Raw genomic sequence first — 22174 nt, 5'->3', positions numbered from 1 at the left:
GAAACGAGGTAACAAAACGAACCTGTATCGAATTTGAACAGCGGGTTCAGGTAAGAGACGGGAAGCGGCGCTACCTCAACATGGCGGCATGCCATCATGGACCGGCCCGTTTTCTGCAGCTAGATTTGTCGGCAACAGGGACTGGGCTTGGGGGCAAAGCATGCGAGTTTTTTCAGCAATTATTTTGGCGCTGTCGATTTTGACGCCGGGTGCCCTGGCGGTCGAAGATGAAGGCCCGCTGTCGGCCCACGATATCGGTCTGTGGCTGCGCATTGTGCAGGATAAGCCGGGAATGACGCCGGCAACCGATATACCTGAAGACTTTCAAGGCGATGATAGTTGCCGTTGGGCCAATGATAATGAATGCGATGATCCGCGTTATGGCACTGGGGCCTGTGAAATAAACACCGATCATTCTGATTGCTGGCGCATTCTGACGGGGGCGGAAGACGATAGCTGCCAGTGGGCCAATGATGGCGAATGTGATGAGCCCAGCCTGGGAACCGGGGCTTGTGTCCAGGGGACCGATCAAACCGATTGTGCCGATGTGGCCTTCCTCCGGTTCCAGACGGACAGTTGCACAACGGCCTTCGACGGTATTTGCCAGGAAGAAGCGCTTGGCGGGGATGGAAGCTGTGAGCCGCGAACGGACCGGGCGGATTGCCTGGGCCGCGAACGCCCGATGACGTTGCAAGGGCATCATTTCGGGAATGATGATCGGATGTCCATGGATACTTCGGTGTTCCCGTGGGCCGTGATCGGCCAGATCAGGATGGATCAGGGCGGAGCGTGTACGGCCACCCTGATCGGTCCCGATATTCTGATCACGGCGGCACATTGCATCCTGCATGATGGCCGGATTGATGCGCGTGGAGAATTTGAAACCGGGGCGATGCTCGAGGGTGATACGCCCACAAGCCAGATCATCGATTATTATCTGCCACCCGAGCAAACTCGCAGTGGGACATCGACGGCAGGCGATAGCGGTTCGCATGACTGGGCACTTCTGCGGATCAACGATCGTCTCGGCGATCAGCTGGGCTGGATCGGCATTGCTTCTTATGAGGCCGATATCTGGCACGCCGGACAAGCACCGACATTGGAAACGGTCGGCCTGTTCCAGGTGGCCGCGCAGGCCGTTGCCGATGCTGATGACGGCGCTTCGGAACAGGACGCCGCCGAAACCCCAGCATTTGCAACCACGGGCTGGGTGCAGGCAAATTTTCCGCTCGTCCTTATGGCAGCAGGGCTTTTGATCTTTGTGATCGGAATGGCTGTCGGCAATAAGGCGGTGCGGGTGATATTGGCCCTATTGGGATTGGCGACGCTGATCGCTGGCGCATATCTCTTCCTGAATGGCTCCGATGAAACCCTTTCGACCGATACCGCAGCCGTAGAAGACGCGGCCGCAAATGGCGGCAAGACGCCGCCCGCAGCTGCTGAACCGGAAGCGTTGCCCGCACCCTTGCAGGCTTACTCTGAAGCCATCCTCTACCAGGCCGGTTACAGCTATGACACCGGAGACAATCTGTCCGGCAATATCGGCTGTGTGGTGGAGACCGTTTATGAAAACAACACGATGGCCCACCAGTGCGATACGGTTCAGGGAGATTCCGGCTCTCCGCTATTTACCGAACGCGACGGGCAGTTCTATATCATCGCGACGGACTCCCGGTACGGTGAAAGCGAAGCGGGCCCGACGCGCAATATCGCCACCCGCTCGGACGCCTGGGTGCCCTTTTATGAGGCGTTCGCATCCGGCGAGATCGGAGAGGGCAGCCCGCGGCCACGCGGACCCGGAAAACCGGGCGAAGGGCAGGACCCTGACGCGCCAGTGACGGGCAAGGCGGAGGATCGTTAGTCATGTCAGAGAGCCGTTCCGGATATATTCTGCTCGGCCTGTCGGCCCTTCTCGCTTTCAGCTATCTGATGGCAGGATGGGGTCTGCCGGTCGAATATCCGGGTACGGTGGCACTGAAAGCGTCCGGCATTCTTCTGCTGGCGGTCTATGCGGCCCGCAGGAATGCTTATCTGCTGGCCATGGCGCTGGCGCTGTCCGCGATTGGTGATGCGATGCTGGCGCTGGGGCCGTCACGGATGACGCTCGGAATCGCATCCTTTGGTCTGGCCCATATCCTCTATGCATGGATATTTCTGCGCGTCCTGCGTCTTCGGGGCATGCGGGGCGGTATGGGCTATGCGATGGCCGGCCTTCTCGCCGTGTTTGGCGTCGCGATCCTGATCTGGCTGCAGCCGGGCATGGGTGAACTGCGTGTCCCTGCGACGATTTACAACGGCATCATCATGGTCATGGCGATCATCGCTTGCTTGTCGAAAGCCAGATGGCTGGCCGTGATCGGGGCCTTGCTGTTTGTCGCATCCGACAGCCTGATCGCGCTGGACCTGTTCAAGGATTATGATCCCGCATGGCGTGGACCGGCCGTCTGGATCAGCTATGTCGCCGCGCAATTCTGCCTGACGCTGGGACTGATACGGGAACGCCCCTAGAATTCCCGCACGACCGAAGTATCGAAACGGGAATCGCCTTCTTCAAAGCCAGGCAGCGGTTCGAACTCGTGGCGATACCGCCAGGAAGCCTCGACCGCCCAGGCTTCGCTGAGGGCTGTAATGAAAGCGAACTTCTGTTCGGCGCGTGAGGATTCAGCGATCAGCACCGTGGTTTCAGAGGCAAAGCGGCTGGTTTCGGTGATTTGCCATTCATAGTCCGACCCCAGATCCAGCGCGAACTGGCTTTCCTCTGGTCCGGCAATTGGCGACACATAGCGGACACCGGGGCCGGCGCGCAGCACCCAGTCCATATTCTCCGGCAGGTCTGGACGATAGGCGAGGCCGGCGCTCAGAAACGCTGTGAAGTCATAGCTGGAAAGCTGATCCTGGTCATATTCGCCGCCAAGAAAAACCGAGAAACGATTGCCGATATCGCGTTCTCCACGGGCATCGATGGACAGCTGATCGCGTGAGGCGACGCCTCCGGATTCCGAATAGGCATAGTCGATATCGGCTTCAAAACCCCACTCAGCCAGATCGCGCGAAATGCCGAGACCGAGCGAATAATCCTGCTGATCGGAATTGCCGCTATCCACGCGCAAGCCGGCGGACAGGCGCCCCGACCAGCCCGAAAGCGGCGGCAGGAACAGAAAGCCATCATCGGCGGGCTCGGCAATGTCGTCCGGTTCGGCGAGCGGTGCCTCTGCGGATTCCGGCAGATCAACGAGCTGATTGGGCACGCCGACATCTGCCGCCAGGAAGCGATTTTCAGCAAGACTCAGCCGGTCGGGCGCAATCCCGGCGAGCGCATTCAGCACCGATGGCGCTCCGCCAGGTGCGACGCGCGCGATCAGGTCCACCGTTTCTGCAAACCCTGCATCATCCTGGGTCTGGGCCGCTTCGGCCAGCAAGCGCCGATAGTCCGCGGACAATTCCTGACCGAAAGCCGGAGCCGCGAAGACAAGCGGCAAAAGGATGAGAGAGATGCGCAAACACATAGGTCCTGCTCCATGAATAATGGAACAGGACCTAGTCCGCCCGGGGGGAGATGTCGAGCGAAGGCTCAGGCGTCTTCTGACACCAGACCTTTTTCGGCAGCAGCACGTTTCATCGCTTGCTGGAGTTTTTCAAAGGCGCGAACCTCGATCTGCCGGATGCGCTCGCGGGAGACCTTGTAGACCTCGGCAAGTTCTTCCAGCGTCTTGGGTTCATCGGTCAGCTTGCGCTGCTGGATGATGTCGCGTTCGCGCTCGTTCAGATCGGCCATCGCATCCTGCAATAACAGCATGCGCTGATCGAATTCATCATGTTCAACGAGCTCGGCTTCCTGATTGACGCTGTTGTCGTCTTCCAGCCAGTCCTGCCATTCGCTATCGCCTTCAGAGCCTTTGAGCGGCGCATTCAGCGAGGCATCCGGTCCGGACAGGCGGCGGTTCATATTGATGACATCATCATCAGTCACACCGAGCTTGGTGGCGATCTCGTCAACCTGTTCAGGGCGGAGATCCCCGTCTTCCAGTGCGGCCATTTTCGACTTCATGCGGCGCAGATTGAAGAACAGCTTTTTCTGGGCAGCAGTTGTGCCCATTTTCACCAGCGACCAGGAGCGCAGGATGTATTCCTGGATCGAGGCGCGGATCCACCACATGGCGTAGGTGGCCAGGCGGAACCCCTTGTCGGGATCAAACTTCTTCACAGCCTGCATCAGGCCCACATTGCCTTCGGAAATCACTTCGGCAATCGGCAGACCATAGCCGCGATAACCCATGGCAATCTTGGCCACGAGGCGCAGGTGCGAGGTGACCAGTTTCTCGGCCGCTCCCGTGTCTTCATGCTCCTGCCAGCGCTTGGCCAGCATGAACTCCTGATCTTTTTCCAGCATCGGAAATTTCCGGATGTTGGAAAGGTAGCGGTTGAGGCCTTCTTCGGGAGAAAGCGACAGGGAGATTGTATTAGCCATTTTATTGTCCCCTTACACTCCGTGGTCCTGACCTAGTTAGGAAGCACCTGAGTACATTACTAGGGTATCACGGCGAAGTTATGACACGTGAGCGAAACGCATTCGGTTACCGAATGTTTCAATGGGTTTGAGTCCTCCTTCGAGGCTCGCTTCCCCGCTTTCGCGGGGACAAGGCGTTCGCAACTCAGGATGAGGTACCCGGCACAGCCGGGTCTCGAAGCACGCACGGTTGGTTACTCACACCTCCGTCTACCCGGGGTCCCCGGACTTGATCCGGGGATCCATCAAATAAAAAAAGATGGACCCTCGGGTCGAGCCCGAGGGACCCGGAGTGAATTGCTTATGGAATGTCAGAAAAACGCCTATAACGACTCGAGAAAGTGTTCGAGCCGCAACATGTCTTTCGGGGGCGGCGCTTCAAATTCGAGCGCCTCTTTCGTGATCGGGTGGATAAAGCCCAGAAGACGGGCATGCAGGGCCTGACGGCGGAAATCCTTGAAGGCCCGGCCATCATCCAGCTCTTTCAGCTTCTGCGAGCGGCCGCGCCCATAGACCGGATCGCCCAGCAAGGGGCAGCCGATATGCGCCATGTGCACGCGGATCTGGTGCGTGCGCCCGGTTTCCAGGCGGCATTCCACCTTGGCGGCCAGACCGCGGCCCAGCATGGCCCCGCCTTCACGCCCATAGGATTTCAGCGTCTCGTAATTGGTGATCGCTTGCTTGCCGGCAATGCTGTTGCTCTTGTTCACCACCGCCATTTTCTTGCGGTCCGTATCCGAGCGGGCAATGCGGGTCACGATGCGGCCGGATCGCGGTTCCGGCGAGGAGCGGGTAAAGGCCACATAGGCGCGGGTCACCGTGTGTTCGGCAAACTGATCGGCCAGGCCATGGTGTGCGGCATCGGATTTCGCCGCGACCAGCAGGCCGGATGTGTCCTTGTCGAGACGGTGAACAATGCCGGGCCGTTCCACCCCGCCAATGCCCGACAGGCTGCCTGCGCAATGGTGCAGCAGGGCATGCACCAGCGTCCCGGTCGAATGGCCCACCGCCGGGTGCACCGCCATGCCGGCGGGTTTGTTGACGACGATCAGATGATCGTCCTCATACGCCACATCCAGGGGAATGGCCTCCGGCGTGGGTTCGGCGGCAATCAGCGCGGGAATGGTCACGACATAGACGCCGCCGGCCAGCGTTTTGGCGGCGGCATTGATGACGGGCTCACCATTGCAGGTGACGCAGCCATCCTCGATCAGGCTTTTCAGCCGCGAGCGCGAATAGTCTTCAATCTCGTCTGCCAGCCAGCGGTCGAGCCGCAGGCCTTTGGCAGACGCTGTGAGGGTGATGGGGGCGGTCATGAGCGCTTCTAGCCTAAATCAATATGGGTTATAATCTGAATATATCCATAAACCCTTTTAGCCGAAGCGCGGCAAGGCGATTAGTACAATGCCATCAAAATCAAGCTCAGATGATATAAAAAACTGGTCAAAAATTAGCGAAAAACTACCGCTCTATGAAGCGTTATGCGAAAATATTGTTGGGGCATTAAAAGCAATACTTAAAGATAGCTCCCTAAAATACTCAATGTTAGAATTTCGGGTTAAAAAAGAAGATTCTATAAAAGATAAAATCGCTAGAAAAGGATATAGTGATCCAGAATATCAAATAGAAGATATTGCTGGTGTTAGGGTGATTCTTTATTATTCTAACGATGTGGGTATTTTATCGGATCTAATTGATAAGGAATTTAATGTAATTCATAATGAAGACAAATCTAACGCCTTAGCTGTAAACGAAGTTGGATATCGATCCCACCACAAAATTGTACAAATTCCCAAGACGTGGTGCAAAGTTCCAAATTATAAAGGTATGGAAAATTTGAAATGCGAAATACAGATTAGAACTGTTTTAATGCATGCGTGGGCGGCTATTGAGCATGAGTTGCAATACAAAAATGAATCAGATATCCCGACCCAATTAAAAAGAAAAATATATTTGTTAAGTGGAAAATTGGAGGAGGCTGATGATCAATTTCTCGACGTTCGAAATCAAATATCTGAATATGAGTCGGAAGTCAAAAACAGGATGGCTGCAAATGAAGAGTTGGTAGAGATAAATGTCGACTCTCTCAGTGTTATGATTGAATCGATTTATCCGGATAGAGAGTCGCCGGACGATTATTCAAAAATTGTGGCGGAACTTTCTCCATTTTACGAGAGCATCAATGCCCTCAAAGATGATCTCACAGATCCAATTTTGGTTGAAATTATTGAAGAGCTTGAGGAAAGCCTTCCCATTAGCGGAAGTGGTCGATTCACTTCTGCAGGGCTAATACGAGTCGCTCAATTTGTCCGAAACCCGGATTTTCTTAACAAGAATTTATCTAGTGACCATATGAAAACAATCTACGAAAAATTCCATAAGAAGTACATTGAAGCGCTTGCTCAACAGAAAGCTTGAGACCCCTAAGCCCGCTCGACCAGACGCATGAAACGTCCGCGAAGCTCGTTATCGGATTTGAATTCACCGGCGAAAGTCGTGGTGATGGTCGAGACATTCGGGTGGTGCACACCGCGCGTGGTCATGCATTGGTGCTTGGCATCGACCAGCACGGCCACGCCGCGCGCATCCATCGCTTCCATGATGGAATCGGCGATCTGGGCGGTCATGGTTTCCTGCGTTTGCAGGCGCTTGGAGAAAATCTCCACCACGCGGGCAATCTTGGAAATGCCGACCACATTCTTGCGCGGCAGGTAAGCAACGTGCGCCACGCCCATGATCGGAGCGAGGTGGTGTTCGCAATGGCTTTCGACGTCGATATTGGTGAGCATCACCATATCGTCATAGCCCTGCACGTCTTCAAAGACGCGCGAGAGCTCTTTCGCCGGATCGGCATCATAGCCGGAGAACCATTCTTCAAACGCCTTGGTCACGCGCTTGGGCGTATCCAGCAGGCCTTCACGATTGGGATTATCTCCCGTCCAGGCGATCAGCGTACGAACGGCCGCTTCGGCTTCTTCGCGGCTGGGGCGGGTCGGAGCTGCGGCTTCGGGGCGCAGGCTGTCAGGTATTTTGGCGTCCATGGGGTCCATGATCCTTCCGTTTTCGGGTTGGGAATACATACGTATTCCGTGTAGTTCCGGTTTCCGGACCGAAGTACAGGACGTCAAAACTCAGCCGCCCGGTGTTCTTCCGGTTTCGCACGGGGTGCGAGACCGCTATGTAGGGCGTGAATTCGCGCCGTCCATAGGGGAAGGCGGGAGTTTATACGTTTAATCTGGAAAACGATAGGACTGGCGGACATGCCAACGCTTCAACTGCACGACACGCTGACGGGAAACAAGCGGGCCTTTGTGCCCGGCGATCCGAAACGGGTGACGATGTATGTCTGTGGCCCGACCGTCTGGTCCTATGCCCATATCGGCAATGCGCGGCCGCCGGTCGTGTTCGATGTACTCTTCCGCCTTCTGCGCCGCACCTATGGCGACGAACACGTCATCTATGCGCGCAATATCACCGATGTGGACGACAAGATCATCGAGGCCGCCCGCGATCTGGGTGAGCCGATTGATGTCATCACTGACAAGTTCGCTGCGATCTACCGGGAGGATACGGGCGCGCTGGGCGTTTTGCCGCCGACGCTGGAGCCGCATGCCACCGAGCATATCGGCGAGATGATCGACATGATCGCCCGCCTGATTGAGAGCGGCCATGCCTATGAAGCGGAAGGCCATGTCCTCTTCGCCGTACAAAGCTATGAGCGCTATGGAGCATTGTCCCGCCGTGACCGCGAGGACATGATTGCCGGTGCGCGTGTGGAAGTTGCACCGTATAAAAAAGACCCGGCCGACTTCGTCATGTGGAAACCCGCGAAAGAGGGCGAGCCCGGCTGGGACAGCCCGTGGGGCCGGGGGCGGCCGGGCTGGCATATCGAATGCTCGGCCATGGCCGAAAAACATCTGGGCGAGATTTTCGACATTCATGGCGGCGGCACGGATCTGAAATTCCCGCACCATGAAAACGAGATCGCGCAATCGGTCTGCGCTCATGGCGGCAAGGCGATGGCGCGCTTCTGGCTGCACAACGGTTTCCTGTCGATGGACTCCACCAAGATGTCCAAGTCGCTTGGCAATGTGAAACTGGTGCATGAGCTCATCAAGGATTGGCCCGGCGAAGTGCTGCGCTATGCCTTGCTGACGGCGCACTATCGCGCGCCGCTGGACTGGACGCAGAAGCTCCTGCACACCTCGCAGAAATCGCTCGACCGCCTCTATGGCGTCTTGCGCCGGATCGAGGCTAAGCCCGCCGCCGAAGTGCCGGAAACGGTGGAGGCCGCTTTGGCCGATGACCTCAACACGCCAAAAGCGCTGGCGGCACTATTTGCTCTGGCGGGCGCGGCCAACCGGGCCGAAACCGATGAGGCGCGTCAGGCCGCCGCGGCGGATTTGCTGGCAGGCGGTCATGCGCTTGGCCTGCTGGAAGGCTCGCCCGATGCCTGGTTCGGTATTGATGCCCTGTCAGAGGCCGAACGCGCCGAGATCGACCAGCTGATTCTGGATCGCACCGCCGCCCGCCAGGCCAAGGATTTTGCCAAAGCCGATGCCCTTCGCGATGAGCTCGACAAACGCAAGGTGCTGGTTGATGACGGGCCGGAAGGCACGACCTGGCGGATGGGGTAACCCCTCACCCGGCCTGCTCATTGCTTCGCGAATTCGCAGCCCTTCCCTCTCCCCTTTCGAAGGGGAGAGGGTGAGCGCGTCAGCGCGAGGGTGAGGGGTTATTGCAACCCGGCTAGCGTTTTCCGCTGAAACACCATATATCCCCCGACGCAATGAATGACGCACTCTATTCCAGCGAGATTTTACGTCTCGCCGCGGAGATTCCGCACATCGGACGGCTTGACCGCGCCGAGGGGTCTGCACGCCGTGTGTCCCGCCTGTGCGGGTCTGCGGTAGAGGTCGATGTGCGCATGGATGGCGGGACGATTGCCGATATCGGCCTCGACGTTCAGGCCTGTGCGCTGGGGCAAGCTTCAGCATCGGTTCTGGGCGCCAATGCCATCGGCGCGTCTGTCCTGGAAATCAATCAGGCACGTGATGCGCTGGCCGCCATGTTGAAAGGCGCACCTGCCCCGCAAGGCCGCTTTTCCGCGCTCGCCGCGCTGGAGAATGCGCGTGATTATCCGGCCCGTCATGCCTCCATCCGCCTGGCCTTCGAGGCCGCGGCGGAAGCCTGCGAAGCTGCACTGACCACCACCAACACCGCAACGGCGACCGGCTAGGGCCGGTGGCGTCTGCCCTGCCAGCAGACATTCCCCGCCGGTCCGGAATTCCCAAAGCAAGCCAATTCAAATACATAACTGGCCAGCGGGTGTGTCCCGATGGTGTTCAGGATCAACAAGCCGATGAGCGGTCATTCGTTCAAACCCTTCAGCGCGATACTGATCGCGGCCGTGCGCGTCTATCAATGGACGCTCTCGCCCGTCTTCTATGCGCTGGGCGTGCGCTGCCGCCATGAGCCGACCTGTTCGGCCTATGGCATGGATTGCGTGCGCCATCAGGGGGCGTGGCGGGGCATCTGGCTGACGCTGGGACGTATCGCCAGATGCCGCCCCGGTGGCAGTCATGGCTATGATCCGGCACCTGAAATGCAGACGAATGTGCCCTGGTGGGCGCTTCACCGCTTTCGCCTTCCGCGCGAAGCGGCTAGGAACACGCCAAACGGCCAGTCCGAACAACAGGACAAAGAGACATGATAAACGTAACGCTGCCCGATGGGGCTGTCCGGGAGCTTCCCGACGGCGCCAGCCCGATGGACCTCGCGGAGGGCATTTCAAAGTCGCTGGCCAAGAAGGCCATTATCGCCAAAGTCGATGGCGAGGAGTGGGACCTGACGCGTCCGCTGGACGGGGATTCCCGCGTCGAGCTGATCACGCGCGACATGCCCGAAGCGCTGGAAGTGATCCGACACGATTCCGCGCACATTCTGGCACAGGCCGTTCAGGAGCTGTTCCCGGGCACGCAAGTCACGATTGGCCCGTCCATCGAGGATGGCTTCTATTACGACTTCGCCCGCGACGAACCCTTCTCGACGGAGGATTTCGAGGCGATCGAAAAGCGTATGGCCGAGATCGTCGACCGCGATCTGCCTTTCGTGCGCGAAGTCTGGGATCGCAATGAAGCCATCGCGCATTTCGAAAAGATGGGCGAAAAATACAAGGCCGAGCTGATCAGCGATCTGCCCGAGGACGAAGTCATCACGATCTACCGTCAGGGCGACTGGATCGACCTCTGCCGTGGGCCGCACCTGCCCTCGACAGGAAAGATCGGCAAGGCGTTCAAGCTGATGAAGGTCGCGGGCGCCTATTGGCGTGGCGACCATCGCAACGCCATGCTGCAACGCATCTACGGCACGGCCTGGGCGGACGAGAAGCAGTTGAAGGCGCACTTGTTGCGGCTGGAGGAAGCGGAAAAACGCGACCACCGCAAAGTCGGCAAACAAATGGACCTCTTCCACATGCAGGAAGAGGCGCGCGGTCAGGTCTTCTGGCACGACAAGGGCTGGACGCTCTACCGCACGCTGGAAAACTATATGCGCCGCCGGCTGGAGGATGCGAATTACGAAGAGGTCAAAACGCCCTCTCTCATTGATCGCTCCCTCTGGGAAAAGTCGGGTCACTGGGAGAAATTCCGGGAAAACATGTTCACGGCGCAGACGGAAGACGGTGAAGTCCTCGCGCTGAAGCCGATGAACTGCCCGGCGCACGTCCAGATTTTCCGCACGGGCCAGAAATCCTATCGGGACCTGCCACTACGCATGGCGGAATTCGGCTCCTGCTCGCGTTATGAGCCCTCCGGTGCCTTGCATGGCCTCATGCGGGTGCGCGGCTTTGTGCAGGACGATGCGCATATTTTCTGTCTGGAAAACCAGATCGAGAGCGAAACGGCGGAATTCATCGCGCTCCTGAATTCGGTCTACAAGGATCTCGGTTTTGAAGACTTTGTCGTGAAGTTCTCCGACCGTCCGGAAACGCGCGCCGGATCGGACGAGACGTGGGACAAGGCCGAAAAAGCGTTGAAGGACGCAACGGAAGCCGCCGGCGTCGAGATGATTCTCAATCCGGGTGAGGGGGCCTTCTATGGTCCCAAGCTCGAATTCGTTCTGCGGGATGCCATTGGCCGTGACTGGCAATGCGGCACGCTGCAGGTCGATTTCGTCCTGCCGGAACGCCTCGATGCCGAATTTGTCGGCGAGGACAATGACAAGCATCGCCCGGTCATGTTGCACCGCGCCATCCTGGGGTCATTCGAACGTTTCATCGGCATTCTGATCGAGAACTATTCGGGCAAATTCCCGCTCTGGCTGGCGCCTTTGCAGGTCGTGGTCGCGACGATCACGTCGGAAGCGGACAGTTATGGCGAGGAGGTCGCGGCCACGCTTCGCAGGGCAGGGCTTCGGGTCAAGACCGACTTCCGCAATGAGAAGATCAATTACAAGGTCCGCGAACACTCCGTCGGCAAGGTGCCGGTGATTGCCGTTGTCGGCATGAAGGAAGCCGAGAACCGTCAGGTCGCCCTCCGCTTCCTGGGTGAGGGCAACAAGCAGCAGGAAATTCTGGGGCTGGATGAGGCCACGCAGCGTCTGGCTGAGAGCGCAACGCCGCCGGACCTGAAGCGGGACTAGGATATCATCACGATGACCGCCCTTCCGGATACAGGCCATAAAAGGCCCGGAATAACAGCGGTCGTCGTGATGTTTTTTGCGGGGGTGGCGGCCATTGCCGGCGGCCTTCCCCTTCCGCCTTTCATTGCGCTGGGCGGTCTCATTGCTCTGCCGTGGAAACAGATACTGCGTCTCAGAAAAGATCCGCCTTGGGAGGCGCTGCTCGGCGCGCTTTTTGTGGGCTGGGCGGCCTTCAGCTGGACATGGTCGCCATACGACCGGCCGGATCAGGCGCTCAAACTCATCGTCGGCATTCCGCTCTACGCCGCGCTCGCCTTTGCCATCGCGCATTTGCAAGGCCGGTGGCGCGCCCGCGCCGAAGCCATGTTCATCTTCATGGCGTTCATGGCGTCCATCTATCTCTTCGCCGAATTCGTGAATGAAGGCGAAGCGACACTCGCCTACAAAACCCTGATCGAAGGCGCTCCGGCGGGTGACTTGCACACCACCAATGAAGTCAACCGCAGCCTCGGTCACGGCGCTTTGCTGGCGATCCTGTTTGCCGGTCCGGCGGCGGCTCTGGCCTGGCGGGAGGGCGGCCCGCTGATTGGCCTGCTCCTGCTGGGTATTACCGGGATGATGTCGCTGGGCTTCGGGCTGGAGGTCAATACCGTCGCCTTCATCGCGGCGGTGGCCGCAGCGGCATTGGCCTATGCCTGGCCACGGGGGGCCTTGTCCGCGATTTTCGGCGGTATGGCGGGCGCGTTCATTGTCGTGCCGCTGACCTTGCCATCCGTGGCCGGGGCCTTGCCGGAAAGCATCCGGTCGCGATTGCCGGAATCCTGGGAAATCCGGCTGGAAATCTGGCGGTTTACCGGCAACCTCCTGTCTGAACGGCCATGGACGGGATGGGGGCTGGATGCCGGCCGCGTCATTGAAGGCGAAATGGAGATCCGCGGGACCGTGCAGCAGCTTCTCCCGCTTCATCCCCACAATGCGCCGCTACAGGTCTGGATGGAGACCGGGGCGTTCGGGGCCATTCTGATCGCTTTTGCGCTGGTCATGATGGGCGGGCGGATTGCTGGCGCGCCCTTGCTGTCGCGGCTTCAAGCTGCGTCGATCGCCTGGGTGGCCGTCGCCTATTTCTGCTTCATTTTCTTCAGCTATGGCATCTGGCAGGAATGGCATGCCGCTGCGCTGGCTCTGGCCATTGCCGGGACCACCTTTCTGTCGGCCCGCCCGAAAGCGCTATGACGGCCCCTTCAATAAGCGCGGTCATGGTCAGCTGGCAAACGGGGCCCATGCTGTTTGAGTCCATCCATGCTGTGCTGGCCGATCCGGATATTTCCGAGCTGATTCTGGTCGATCATCAAAATCCCGGTGAAGTGCGCGAGAAGCTGACTGAGCTGACCGCAAATCATCCTTGCTTGCGCGTGATCCGGACCGATCAAAATCTCGGATTCGGCAAGGGCTGCAATATCGGCGCGAAGGAAGCATCCGGCGACTATCTCTTTTTCATCAATCCGGATGCCAGGCCTGAAGCTGGAGCAGCGCGGCAATTGATACAGGCCCTGCCGGAGGGCGAGGCGTCCGCTCTGGCCGGCGCTCGTATTCTGGGTTCCGACGGCCGGGAGCAAAGCGGCTCGCGCCGGCGCAAGCTCACGCTCGGGCGGGCATTGGCCACATTCAGCGGGGCGGCAACGCTGGGATGGGCCAAACCTTTCGGTATGGAGGACGAGCCTTTGCCGGAGGGCCCGATAAAGGTCGGCGCCATTTCTGGAGCCGCTTTCCTGATGTCAAAAGCCGGATTTGACGCGCTCGGCGGCTTTGATGAAGGCTATTTCCTGCACGTTGAAGACGTCGATCTGTGCCGCCGGGCGACCAGTGTCTGGTTCGTTCCGGACGCCATCGTTCACCATGTGGGCGGTTCCAGCCGCGCCAGCCACTTTGCGGTCGAGCTCGAGAAAGCCAAGAGCTTCTTGCGCTATTTCTGGAAGTTCAATACCGGCCCGGCAGGGCGCATCGCAACTATCGTGGCCGCGCCCTTTATCTTTACCGCCATCATGCTGCGGGCGCTCGTGCGGGAGATCATCGGGCTTATTCGGCGCTAGATGGAAAACCACCAGCCCGGGCCAGCGCGGAATCAACCGGGTGTTTCAGGCCTTCCGCCTCCAGCCATTTGGCGGTTTCGATCAGCTTTGCCAGATCCAGGCCGGTGTCATATCCGCCGCGCTCCAGCATGTAGACCACATCTTCTGTCGCTACATTGCCCGTCGCTTTGGGCGCAAAGGGGCAGCCGCCAATGCCGCCAACCGAGGCATCAATCACATCCACACCGGCTTCGACAGCGGCATAGATATTGGCCATCGCGGTGTTGCGCGTATTGTGGAAATGCAAGCGCAGCCGGGCGTCGGGCGCGGCATTCCGGACAGCATCAATCCGGGCACGAACATCCCAGGGATTGGCCACGCCGATTGTATCACCCAGGGCAATTTCAACAGCGCCGGCTGCCGCCGCGCGGCCCGCCAGCATGGCCACACGATCAACGGGAACTTCACCGTCAAAGGGATCACCGAAGGCCACCGAAATCGTCACAGAAACCGGCACACCATCGTCGTGCGCGAGCACAGCAATCTTGTCGAACAGGTCGGCCGTCTCCTCCGGGGTGGCATTCTGATTGCGCTTTCCAAAGCCCTCGGACGCCACCATGACGAAATTCACTTCATCGCACTTCGCATCCAGCGCCCGGCGCATACCGCGTTCATTCAAGGCCAGACCGATATATTTCACGCCGTTATTGCGCGGGACTTTCGTCATGATCGTATCGGAATCCGCCATTGCCGGGACCAGTTTCGGATGAACAAAACTGGCCGCCTCCATGCGTTTCACGCCCGCTGCGATCAGGCGATCAATAAACTCCAACTTGACGTCCGTTGGCATCAGGGCGGGGTCATTCTGCAGCCCGTCGCGCGGACCGACTTCGACGATTTCAATGGGACGGGGCATGTTTCAGCCTCCCTGTTCGCAATTGTGCAGCCGGACGATCAGAACCGTCTCGCGGCCGCGGGAATAATTATAGCCTTCGACTTCCTGAACCGCGCAGACATTGGTCTCCAGCTGGTTCAGGGTGGCAATGTCGGCATCGGAACGTGATGTATCTTCAATGGATATCACGGGGCCCTCGGCTGCTGAAACCGCATCGGCCAGCTCGGTAAATTCCAGCAGGCGCGTCTCAGTTCCCAGCGCAAAGACCAGGCTGGGCTCGGTATAGCTCGACACAATTGCGACAGGCGATGGCCCCTCGGCCTCGGCCATCTGGCGAGCGGCCGACGCCGCCCGTTCCGACAGGTTGAGATCCGATGCGCCGGGAATGACAACGCCCCGCAAAAGAAAATGCCCGCCAAGGCTGGCGCAAAGGGCGAGGGTCAGAGCGGTCATGGCCCGTTTGCGGAAGACCTCGATGGCCTGACCGAGCACGAGCAATCCGAAAATCGCGGCTGCGACATATCCGGTCACGGCGGAGCCGCCATAGGTAAGGCTTCCGACAATCATGAGCGCGGCAAAGACGAGGCCCCCGGACAGCCCGACCGCGATGGAGCCATAGCGGCTCCAGACCGGAGCTTCCCGCAGCGCCTGCCAGCCCAGCCCGGCAATCAGGGCGAGCGCCGGATAGAGTGGCAATACATAATGCGGCAGCTTGGTCGGCATCAGTTCCAACACGATCCAGGACGGGATGATCCAGGCCAGTAGAAACCGCGCCGCAGAAGCGGCTTCGGGTGCCTTGAGATTGGTCCGGACGCGGTAAAGACCCGGAAGAAGAAAGAATCCAAACGGGATGGTCAGTAGCGGGATCAGGAGCAGGTGATAACCCGGCCAGGCCCCGTGACTTTCGTCTCCGGATGCCAGTTTCGGCGCGAGGTCGTCCAGAAAGGCTTCGCGGATGAAATTGCCGCCCGTGGCCATATCGATGGCGATAAACCACGGCAGGATGATCAGAGCGGCCAATACCGGGCCCGGCCAGAATAACAGGGGTTTGAGCCAGTCGATGCGGCGCTCCCAGAGCACTAGCGCGCCGATCGTCAATCCCGCGACCATCGGCGTAATCGGGCCTTTGACCAGAACGCCGAGCCCGAGCATGGCCCAGAAGACCACCGCCGCCGCCCTGCCGCCGCCATATCGAAGGTGTACCAGCGCGGCCAGAGCCATCGTTGTGAGGCCGGCGAGCATGGCATCGGTTTTCGCAATGCCGCCTTCGCTCGCCAGCAGGGCAGACACGGCGAGCATCGTCGCCGCCGCAAAGGCCGCCTCCCGGCTCATCAGGCGGGTGCCCGCCCAGAAACAGCCGAGCGCGGCCAACATCGCGCCGAGAACGGAGGGCAGCCGATAGGCCCAGATCTGGCGCGCATCCGCATCGGACAGAAGGCCGACCGTCAGGGCCTGCATCCAGTAAATGCCCACGGGCTTCTTGTGCCGCGGCGCATCCTGGTAATTGATTTCGACGAAATCGCCGGTTTCCAGCATCTGTGCTGTCGCCTGCGCGTAGCGGGATTCATCGCGGTCGAGAGGCTGGACCGTGAAGACGCCGGCAAGGGCCGCAATCGCCGCCAGCGCCGCGATAATCCACCATGCCCTTTGTCCGGCAATCAGCTGATCCATCATTGTCTTCCGCGTGTCGGGTGGAGAAACGCCTCGCACCGCCGATGTTTTCAGGTATGTAACGGGTCAGGGCTTTACCGCAAGGCACTCATCGGCAAGCAGGACCGGAAATGAACGCTACACCTGACATCTCCGTTGTCATTCCCGCGCATAACGAGGCGGGCAATGTGACGACGTTGGCAAGGGAAATTGCTGAGGCGCTGAACGGCCGCAGCTATGAAATGATTTTTGTGGATGACAAATCTACAGACGGAACGCTCGCAGAGCTGGTGGCGGCGAAGGCAGAATTTCCAGCCTTGCGGGTGCTCTCTCACCGGATCAATGCCGGTCAGTCGCGGTCTTTGCGAACCGGAATCCAGGCGGCCCGGGGCAAAGTGATCGGTATTATGGACGGCGATGGGCAGAATCCGCCGGCGGATTTGCCGGTCCTGATCGACGCGCTGACCCGTCCGGACGCGCCGGAAAGCCTGAAAGTTGTCGGTGGCCGCCGGGCGAAGCGGCAGGATTCAGCCTGGAAAAAGCTGGCATCGCGCGTTGGAAACGGTGTCCGCAAAGCCTTGCTGAAGGATGATGCCGACGACACCGGATGTGGTCTCAAGGCCTTGTATCGGGAGGCTTATTTGCAACTTCCCTATTTCGACCACCAACACCGTTTCATGTATGCCCTGATGAAGCGGGAAGGCTATACGGCCGAGTTCCGGGATGTGGGACATCGGCCACGCGGCGCGGGAAAATCGAAATATACGAACTTCGGTCGGCTTTTCGCCTCATTGTCTGACATGCTAGGGATAATGTGGCTGAACTCGCGGGCACGAAAATCCGGCGGTTCGGACGAACATTAAAGGAGTGTCGTATGGCCAATGGTGGCGATCAGGGGTTTTTCCTCGGAATGATGGCCAGCCGTCGTGCGCAGGAGCGCCGGGCGGCCGGTGGCAACGGACAACACAAAGGGGGTGGAGCCTTGTTTAATATTTTCCCGAAAATGATCATTCCTGTGATCATCTACTCGATCGTCGCCTTCATCTGGGGCGGCGAAGTCATGAATTCAGTGGTCTTCAGCCCGACCATGGTATCCGGCGCGGTCTGGACGCTCACCGTTGGTGATCTTCTGATCATTCTGGGGCTGGTATTCCTTTTTATCGAAACAGTGAAAGCGGCCGGTTCCGGCACGGCAACCATCATGAATCATGGCCTGTCCATGATCGTCTTCGTGATTTCGATGGCGCTGTTCCTGCTGGTCGGAAAATTCGCAACTTCGACCTTCTTCATCCTGATGACGATGACGCTGATCGATACGCTGGCCGGTTTTGTTGTCACCATTGTCGCGGCACGCCGCGACCTTGCCGTGGCTGACTAGGCCAACAGCAATAGCAGACCGCCGGCAATGATCGCATCCAGCGTGAAGGCCAGGCGGCGTTGAAGGATTTCGATCCGGATCATGCGCGCCGCTCCCACACCGGGGGCGGCGTTTGCATGTGCGCCGGGCGTGCATAGGCCTGATTGAAGCGGGCCCGCTCGGTCATGTCGGCGCGAAGGCCGCGACGGCGGGGCTGGTTGGCCAGTTCGACAACGACCGCCGCGGAAACCAGCGTCTCATTCGTGTGGCTGTTCTCTGTTGGGACGACAGAGAGAGACGGGAGGTCGCGCCGCGGCGGCCGGTCGTTGGAATCCGTGGCGTGACTGACCGGCGCAACGCGGTTGGCATTGCGGGTCGGGACATAGGTCAGAAGGCCACGGATCGTTGTCATGACCCTGGTATCGCAAGCGCAATGCCAGAGTTTAAGACGGAATTAACCCTGATTCAGGCGCAAAACAGGCCATTCCCCGCCCGATCCGGGCGCGGCGTTAAGATTTGCGTAACGGTTTGGGACAGCTAGTTACCTGACAATTTGTCGATCTTGGCCCGCATGGCATCCAGCTCGGCGCGCATGGCTTCCAGGTCCTTGTTTTCGTCCGATCTGGATTCAGGCGCTGCCGGTTTTTCAGCTGCGCCGGCACCGGGCACGAAGGGCGCAAACATCTGCATGGCCTGGCCGAACATTTCCATATTTCGGCGGCTCTGGTCCTGAAACGCTTCCATGATCGCCTGCGGAGATTGCAGTGTGCCGGTGAAGCGCTCTCGCATTTCTTCCTGTTGACTGGAGAAGGCATCCATCGTCGCTTCCAGATAGCTGGGCACGACGGATTGCAGGCTATCGCCGTAATACTGGATCAACTGGCGAAGAAAGGGCAGCGGCAGAAGATTCTCGCCGCGCGCTTCTTCTTCGAAGATGATCTGGCTGAGCACACCATGCGTCAGGTCCTCACCCGACTTCGCATCGACGACCGTAAAGTCGCGTCCGCTTTTCACCAGCTCGCGCACATAATCCAGCGTCACATACTGGCTGGAAGAGGTGTCGTAGAGACGCCGGTTCGCGTATTTCTTGATAACAACGGGGTCCGCAGCATTTTTATTCGCGCTCATTTCTGGCGAACTCCTTTTCGACGGGCCGCCACGCTGCTATACGCCAGAGAGGCGAACAGAGCGCGGGGCTGGTTCGCGGCGATAATTACTTTCCTTGACGATTGCTGCAAGTGCGAAACGCAAGTGCAGGAAATACAAGGCTAAAGGCGAAGAAAAGGTGGAAAATGGGACGCAGGGCACTGGTGACGGGCGGTACACGGGGCATTGGCGCGGCAATCGCCATCAAGCTCAAGGAAGCCGGCTACGATGTTGCAGCAAATTATGCCGGCAATGACGATGCCGCGAAGGCATTTTCGGACGAAACCGGCATTCCGGCTTTCAAGTGGGATGTCGGCGATTTTGATGCCTGTGCTGCAGGTCTTGCTGCGGTGGCCGACGCCCAGGGCGGCGCGCTGGAAGTTCTCGTCAACAATGCCGGCATCACGCGCGACGGCATGTTCCACAAGATGACACCCGAGCAGTGGAATGACGTCATCCGCGTCGATCTCACCTCATTGTTCAACATGACCCGTCCGGTGATCGACGGCATGCGCGAGAATGGCTGGGGCCGGATCGTCAATATCTCCTCGATCAATGGCCAGAAGGGCCAGATGGGACAGGTCAATTATTCCGCCGCCAAAGCCGGCGTCATCGGCTTCACAAAGGCACTCGCCCAGGAAACCGCCCGCAAGGGCATTACGGTCAATTGTGTCGCGCCCGGATATATCGATACGGACATGGTTGCAGCGGTGCCGGAAAACGTCCTGCAGGGCATTATTGCCGGTATTCCCGTAAACCGTCTGGGCAAGGCCGGAGAGATTGGCGCGGCGGTCACCTATCTCTGCAGCGACGATGCAGGATTTGTCACCGGGGCCACCCTTTCTGCAAATGGCGGTCAATACGTCTGCGGTTAACATTCGCGCCCTATTTTCGCCCATCTGACGGGGCAGAAACAGGCTGATGATATCGCGTAGACTTATCCTGCTGGGCATGCTTTCGGGCTTGGCCATACGACCTTCTGCCGCCTGGGCAGGGGCGGATAACCCCTTGCGGAATCGCCGAGAGCGGCGTGTGGAAGTCCCGGATGTCGCCGAGTTTCATCGGCAGGATGGCCAGCGAGGCTTCATTCTTGACCGCACCGGCGAGGTCTGGCTGCTCAAGCCGCTGGATGACAGCGAAGTGCTGGCGCTGGCTTCACAGCGCGCGCCGGGCGGCGGAACCAGCTTTGTGTCCGATTGGGGCGTGGAGGTGATTCGCGTCTCTTCGATTGGCGCCGTCACCTATTATCCCGAGGATCAGCCGAATGGCGTCATTGCCGAGGCCTGGGAGCCGGCGCGCGAGCTGAGCATTCCCGATGCCAGTGTGGATGATCTGCGTGATCGGTCGACGCGCGCCGCAATTGAGCTCGCCGAAGCCTTCGGACGTCCGGTTCAGGTCGAATATGGCGCAGCCCCGCGTGAAGGGCTGGGCCTGATGGTCGAAGCCATGGATCTGACCGTCATCGGCATGCGCCGGGCGCTTGCGGAAGGTGCGACCCTGACCGGTCTTCAACGGATGAAAATCCTGCCGTCTGACGGGCCTGATATCGAGATCGAGGGTGACCTCTTCATGGTCAAGGTTGATCCGCTCGCCGGCCATGCCGGACGGCCATCCTCCACCCGGATTGCCCGTACCCTGATGGCGGCATCATTCCCCGCCTGACGGGGCCCAGCCTTCGGCGGCCAGTTCAAATCCTGTAAATTCAAAGCCCGGCGCCACCGTACATCCGACCAGCGTCCAGTCGCCGAGGCTCTGCGCGCTCTGCCAGGCGTGCCGGGGCACAATACCGGCCGGGCGATCCCCCGCGGCCAGGTTTTGCGACAGGGTTTGAGAGCGGATCGACTGCCCGTCTTCGGAAATGTCGAGGCGCAAGGGCGCGCCTGCATACCAGTGCCAGACCTCCACGGCATCAACGCGATGCCAGTGTGACACCTGACCGGCTTCCAGAAGAAAATAGATCGCCGTCGAGTGAGCGCGCGCTCCCTTGCCGGTCTCATCGCGGAAGATCTCCCGGAACCAGCCGCCTTCAGGGTGCGGCGACAAATTTAGCTCGCGGATAATATCGGCGGCGGTCAAAAGGCATCCTTTCGCGCCCGCACTTCCGCAAAGACCGACACAGCATCCTTGCCCGCCAAACCGATTTGTGCGGCGAGTGCCGGGTCATCAGCCCGAAGGAAGGGATTGGCGGCCTTTTCCTTTGCGAGGCGGGTCGGCACGGTTGGTAACCCCCTGGCGCGAAGGGCGGCAACTTCGTCTGCATAGGTTTTCAGGGCCGCATTGTCCGGGTCGATACTCAGCGCAAAGGCCGCATTGGACTGGGTGTATTCATGCGCGCAGTAAAGGACCGTATCATCCGGCCAGCGACGTAGCCGGGACAGGCTGGTCCACATATCTGCCGGGCTGCCTTCGAAAAGACGTCCGCAGCCAAGCGCAAACAGCGTATCGCCGACAAAAGCGATATGTTCGGAGGCAAAATGATAGACGATGTGACCGGTTGTATGGCCGGGCGTGAACACAATGTCGGCCGAGATGTCGCCGAGCTGCACCGTGTCGCCATCCTCGACAAGAACATCGGCCGGGCTGATCCGGTGCTGGTCGTAGGCCGGTGCGGTAATCCGGGCGCCGGTCGCAACCTTCAGCGCAGCATTTCCGCCTGCATGATCGAAATGGTGATGTGTGTTCCAGATCTGCGTGATCGTCCAACCGGCCTCGGCGGCGGCCGCGAGATAGGCGTCTGCATCGGGCGTATCGATGGCCACAGTCTCTCCACTTGCGGGATCATGGACCAGATACCCATAATTGTCCGAGAGGCAGGGAAACTGGCGGATTTCAAGTTTAGACATCGAATGCGTCCTTTTATCCCAAAGACCTGTTAGCGTATGACCCCCAGACTGGCATGCCAGACCCGC

General features: G+C 59.2%; 23 protein-coding genes. 13 read left to right on the top strand and 10 right to left on the bottom strand.

Going from position 1 to position 22174, the window contains the following annotated elements:
• The first annotated feature begins 160 nt into the window (after positions 1-160).
• Both P0D52_RS11265 and P0D52_RS11260 read left to right on the top strand, forming a co-directional pair.
• Entirely contained in the window at positions 161-1861 is a 1701-nt protein-coding gene (locus tag P0D52_RS11265) for a trypsin-like serine peptidase (protein WP_394692751.1), read from the top strand.
• Between the two features lie 2 nt (positions 1862-1863).
• On the top strand, positions 1864-2508 hold the full coding sequence (locus P0D52_RS11260) for a lysoplasmalogenase (protein ID WP_394692750.1): 645 nt from the start codon (positions 1864-1866) through the stop codon (positions 2506-2508).
• On the opposite strand, the gene P0D52_RS11255 is transcribed toward P0D52_RS11260, so the two are convergent.
• From P0D52_RS11255 to P0D52_RS11245, 3 genes are all read right to left on the bottom strand, one after another.
• Positions 2505-3506 carry a YdiY family protein gene (locus tag P0D52_RS11255; protein WP_394692749.1) on the bottom strand — a complete coding sequence of 334 codons (1002 nt, stop codon included), beginning with the start codon at positions 3504-3506 and terminating at the stop codon, positions 2505-2507. The genes P0D52_RS11260 and P0D52_RS11255 overlap by 4 nt on opposite strands.
• Before the next feature lie 65 nt (positions 3507-3571).
• The gene (rpoH, locus tag P0D52_RS11250; RefSeq protein WP_394692748.1) at positions 3572-4468 is read right to left on the bottom strand and encodes an RNA polymerase sigma factor RpoH; all 897 of its coding nucleotides are present in this window, start codon (positions 4466-4468) and stop codon (positions 3572-3574) included.
• Positions 4469-4830: 362 nt separating this feature from the next.
• Positions 4831-5823 carry an RluA family pseudouridine synthase gene (locus P0D52_RS11245; RefSeq protein ID WP_394692747.1) on the bottom strand — a complete coding sequence of 331 codons (993 nt, stop codon included), beginning with the start codon at positions 5821-5823 and terminating at the stop codon, positions 4831-4833.
• Positions 5824-5911: 88 nt separating this feature from the next.
• Here P0D52_RS11245 and P0D52_RS11240 point away from each other — a divergent pair, with 88 nt between their 5' ends.
• Entirely contained in the window at positions 5912-6925 is a 1014-nt protein-coding gene (locus tag P0D52_RS11240; protein WP_394692746.1) for a GTP pyrophosphokinase family protein, read from the top strand.
• Between the two features lie 5 nt (positions 6926-6930).
• Here P0D52_RS11240 and folE read toward each other — a convergent pair whose 3' ends face one another.
• A complete protein-coding gene (folE, locus tag P0D52_RS11235) occupies positions 6931-7548 on the bottom strand; it encodes a GTP cyclohydrolase I FolE (RefSeq protein ID WP_394692745.1) in 618 nt (205 codons plus the stop codon).
• 219 nt (positions 7549-7767) lie between these two features.
• On the opposite strand from folE, the gene cysS reads away from it, so the two are divergent.
• From cysS to P0D52_RS11205, 6 genes are all read left to right on the top strand, one after another.
• Complete coding sequence (gene cysS, locus P0D52_RS11230) at positions 7768-9144, top strand: cysteine--tRNA ligase (protein WP_394692744.1); 1377 nt, start codon at positions 7768-7770, stop codon at positions 9142-9144.
• 152 nt (positions 9145-9296) lie between these two features.
• On the top strand, positions 9297-9746 hold the full coding sequence (locus tag P0D52_RS11225; protein ID WP_394692743.1) for an iron-sulfur cluster assembly scaffold protein: 450 nt from the start codon (positions 9297-9299) through the stop codon (positions 9744-9746).
• 99 nt (positions 9747-9845) lie between these two features.
• Positions 9846-10220: a membrane protein insertion efficiency factor YidD gene (gene yidD, locus P0D52_RS11220; RefSeq protein WP_394692742.1), complete on the top strand. Its 375-nt coding sequence runs from the start codon at positions 9846-9848 to the stop codon at positions 10218-10220.
• Entirely contained in the window at positions 10217-12148 is a 1932-nt protein-coding gene (thrS, locus tag P0D52_RS11215; RefSeq protein ID WP_394692741.1) for a threonine--tRNA ligase, read from the top strand. Before yidD ends, thrS begins: the two co-directional genes overlap by 4 nt.
• Positions 12149-12160: 12 nt before the next feature.
• Complete coding sequence (locus P0D52_RS11210) at positions 12161-13381, top strand: O-antigen ligase family protein (protein WP_394692740.1); 1221 nt, start codon at positions 12161-12163, stop codon at positions 13379-13381.
• Complete coding sequence (locus tag P0D52_RS11205; RefSeq protein ID WP_394692739.1) at positions 13309-14238, top strand: glycosyltransferase family 2 protein; 930 nt, start codon at positions 13309-13311, stop codon at positions 14236-14238. Before P0D52_RS11210 ends, P0D52_RS11205 begins: the two co-directional genes overlap by 73 nt.
• On the opposite strand, the gene P0D52_RS11200 is transcribed toward P0D52_RS11205, so the two are convergent.
• Together P0D52_RS11200 and P0D52_RS11195 are read right to left on the bottom strand one after the other, a co-directional pair.
• Entirely contained in the window at positions 14225-15133 is a 909-nt protein-coding gene (locus P0D52_RS11200; RefSeq protein WP_394692738.1) for a hydroxymethylglutaryl-CoA lyase, read from the bottom strand. The two genes, P0D52_RS11205 and P0D52_RS11200, sit on opposite strands and share 14 nt — an antisense overlap.
• Before the next feature lie 3 nt (positions 15134-15136).
• Positions 15137-16786, bottom strand: a complete 1650-nt coding sequence (locus P0D52_RS11195; RefSeq protein WP_394692737.1) for an ArnT family glycosyltransferase — start codon at positions 16784-16786, stop codon at positions 15137-15139.
• 107 nt (positions 16787-16893) lie between these two features.
• Here P0D52_RS11195 and P0D52_RS11190 point away from each other — a divergent pair, with 107 nt between their 5' ends.
• A complete protein-coding gene (locus P0D52_RS11190) occupies positions 16894-17625 on the top strand; it encodes a glycosyltransferase family 2 protein (protein WP_394692736.1) in 732 nt (243 codons plus the stop codon).
• Positions 17626-17744: 119 nt separating this feature from the next.
• Entirely contained in the window at positions 17745-18140 is a 396-nt protein-coding gene (locus tag P0D52_RS11185) for a hypothetical protein (RefSeq protein WP_394692735.1), read from the top strand.
• 79 nt (positions 18141-18219) lie between these two features.
• Here the strand turns inward: P0D52_RS11185 and P0D52_RS11180 are convergent, their stop codons facing one another.
• Together P0D52_RS11180 and phaR are read right to left on the bottom strand one after the other, a co-directional pair.
• Positions 18220-18531 carry a hypothetical protein gene (locus tag P0D52_RS11180; RefSeq protein ID WP_394692734.1) on the bottom strand — a complete coding sequence of 104 codons (312 nt, stop codon included), beginning with the start codon at positions 18529-18531 and terminating at the stop codon, positions 18220-18222.
• A gap of 125 nt (positions 18532-18656) precedes the next feature.
• The gene (gene phaR / locus P0D52_RS11175; RefSeq protein ID WP_394692733.1) at positions 18657-19247 is read right to left on the bottom strand and encodes a polyhydroxyalkanoate synthesis repressor PhaR; all 591 of its coding nucleotides are present in this window, start codon (positions 19245-19247) and stop codon (positions 18657-18659) included.
• Between the two features lie 164 nt (positions 19248-19411).
• Here phaR and phbB point away from each other — a divergent pair, with 164 nt between their 5' ends.
• On the top strand, positions 19412-20140 hold the full coding sequence (phbB, locus tag P0D52_RS11170) for an acetoacetyl-CoA reductase (RefSeq protein WP_394692732.1): 729 nt from the start codon (positions 19412-19414) through the stop codon (positions 20138-20140).
• 133 nt (positions 20141-20273) lie between these two features.
• Positions 20274-20927: a DUF4908 domain-containing protein gene (locus tag P0D52_RS11165; RefSeq protein ID WP_394692731.1), complete on the top strand. Its 654-nt coding sequence runs from the start codon at positions 20274-20276 to the stop codon at positions 20925-20927.
• On the opposite strand, the gene P0D52_RS11160 is transcribed toward P0D52_RS11165, so the two are convergent.
• Together P0D52_RS11160 and gloB are read right to left on the bottom strand one after the other, a co-directional pair.
• A complete protein-coding gene (locus tag P0D52_RS11160) occupies positions 20913-21341 on the bottom strand; it encodes a cupin domain-containing protein (RefSeq protein WP_394692730.1) in 429 nt (142 codons plus the stop codon). The two genes, P0D52_RS11165 and P0D52_RS11160, sit on opposite strands and share 15 nt — an antisense overlap.
• A complete protein-coding gene (gene gloB, locus P0D52_RS11155; RefSeq protein ID WP_394692729.1) occupies positions 21338-22108 on the bottom strand; it encodes a hydroxyacylglutathione hydrolase in 771 nt (256 codons plus the stop codon). The genes P0D52_RS11160 and gloB overlap by 4 nt, the downstream gene beginning before the upstream one ends.
• Positions 22109-22174: the final 66 nt, after the last annotated feature.

The organism is Hyphobacterium sp., from assembly GCF_043584775.1.
Lineage (GTDB): Bacteria > Pseudomonadota > Alphaproteobacteria > Caulobacterales > Maricaulaceae > Hyphobacterium.
This window is presented reverse-complemented; position numbering and strand designations above follow the sequence as displayed.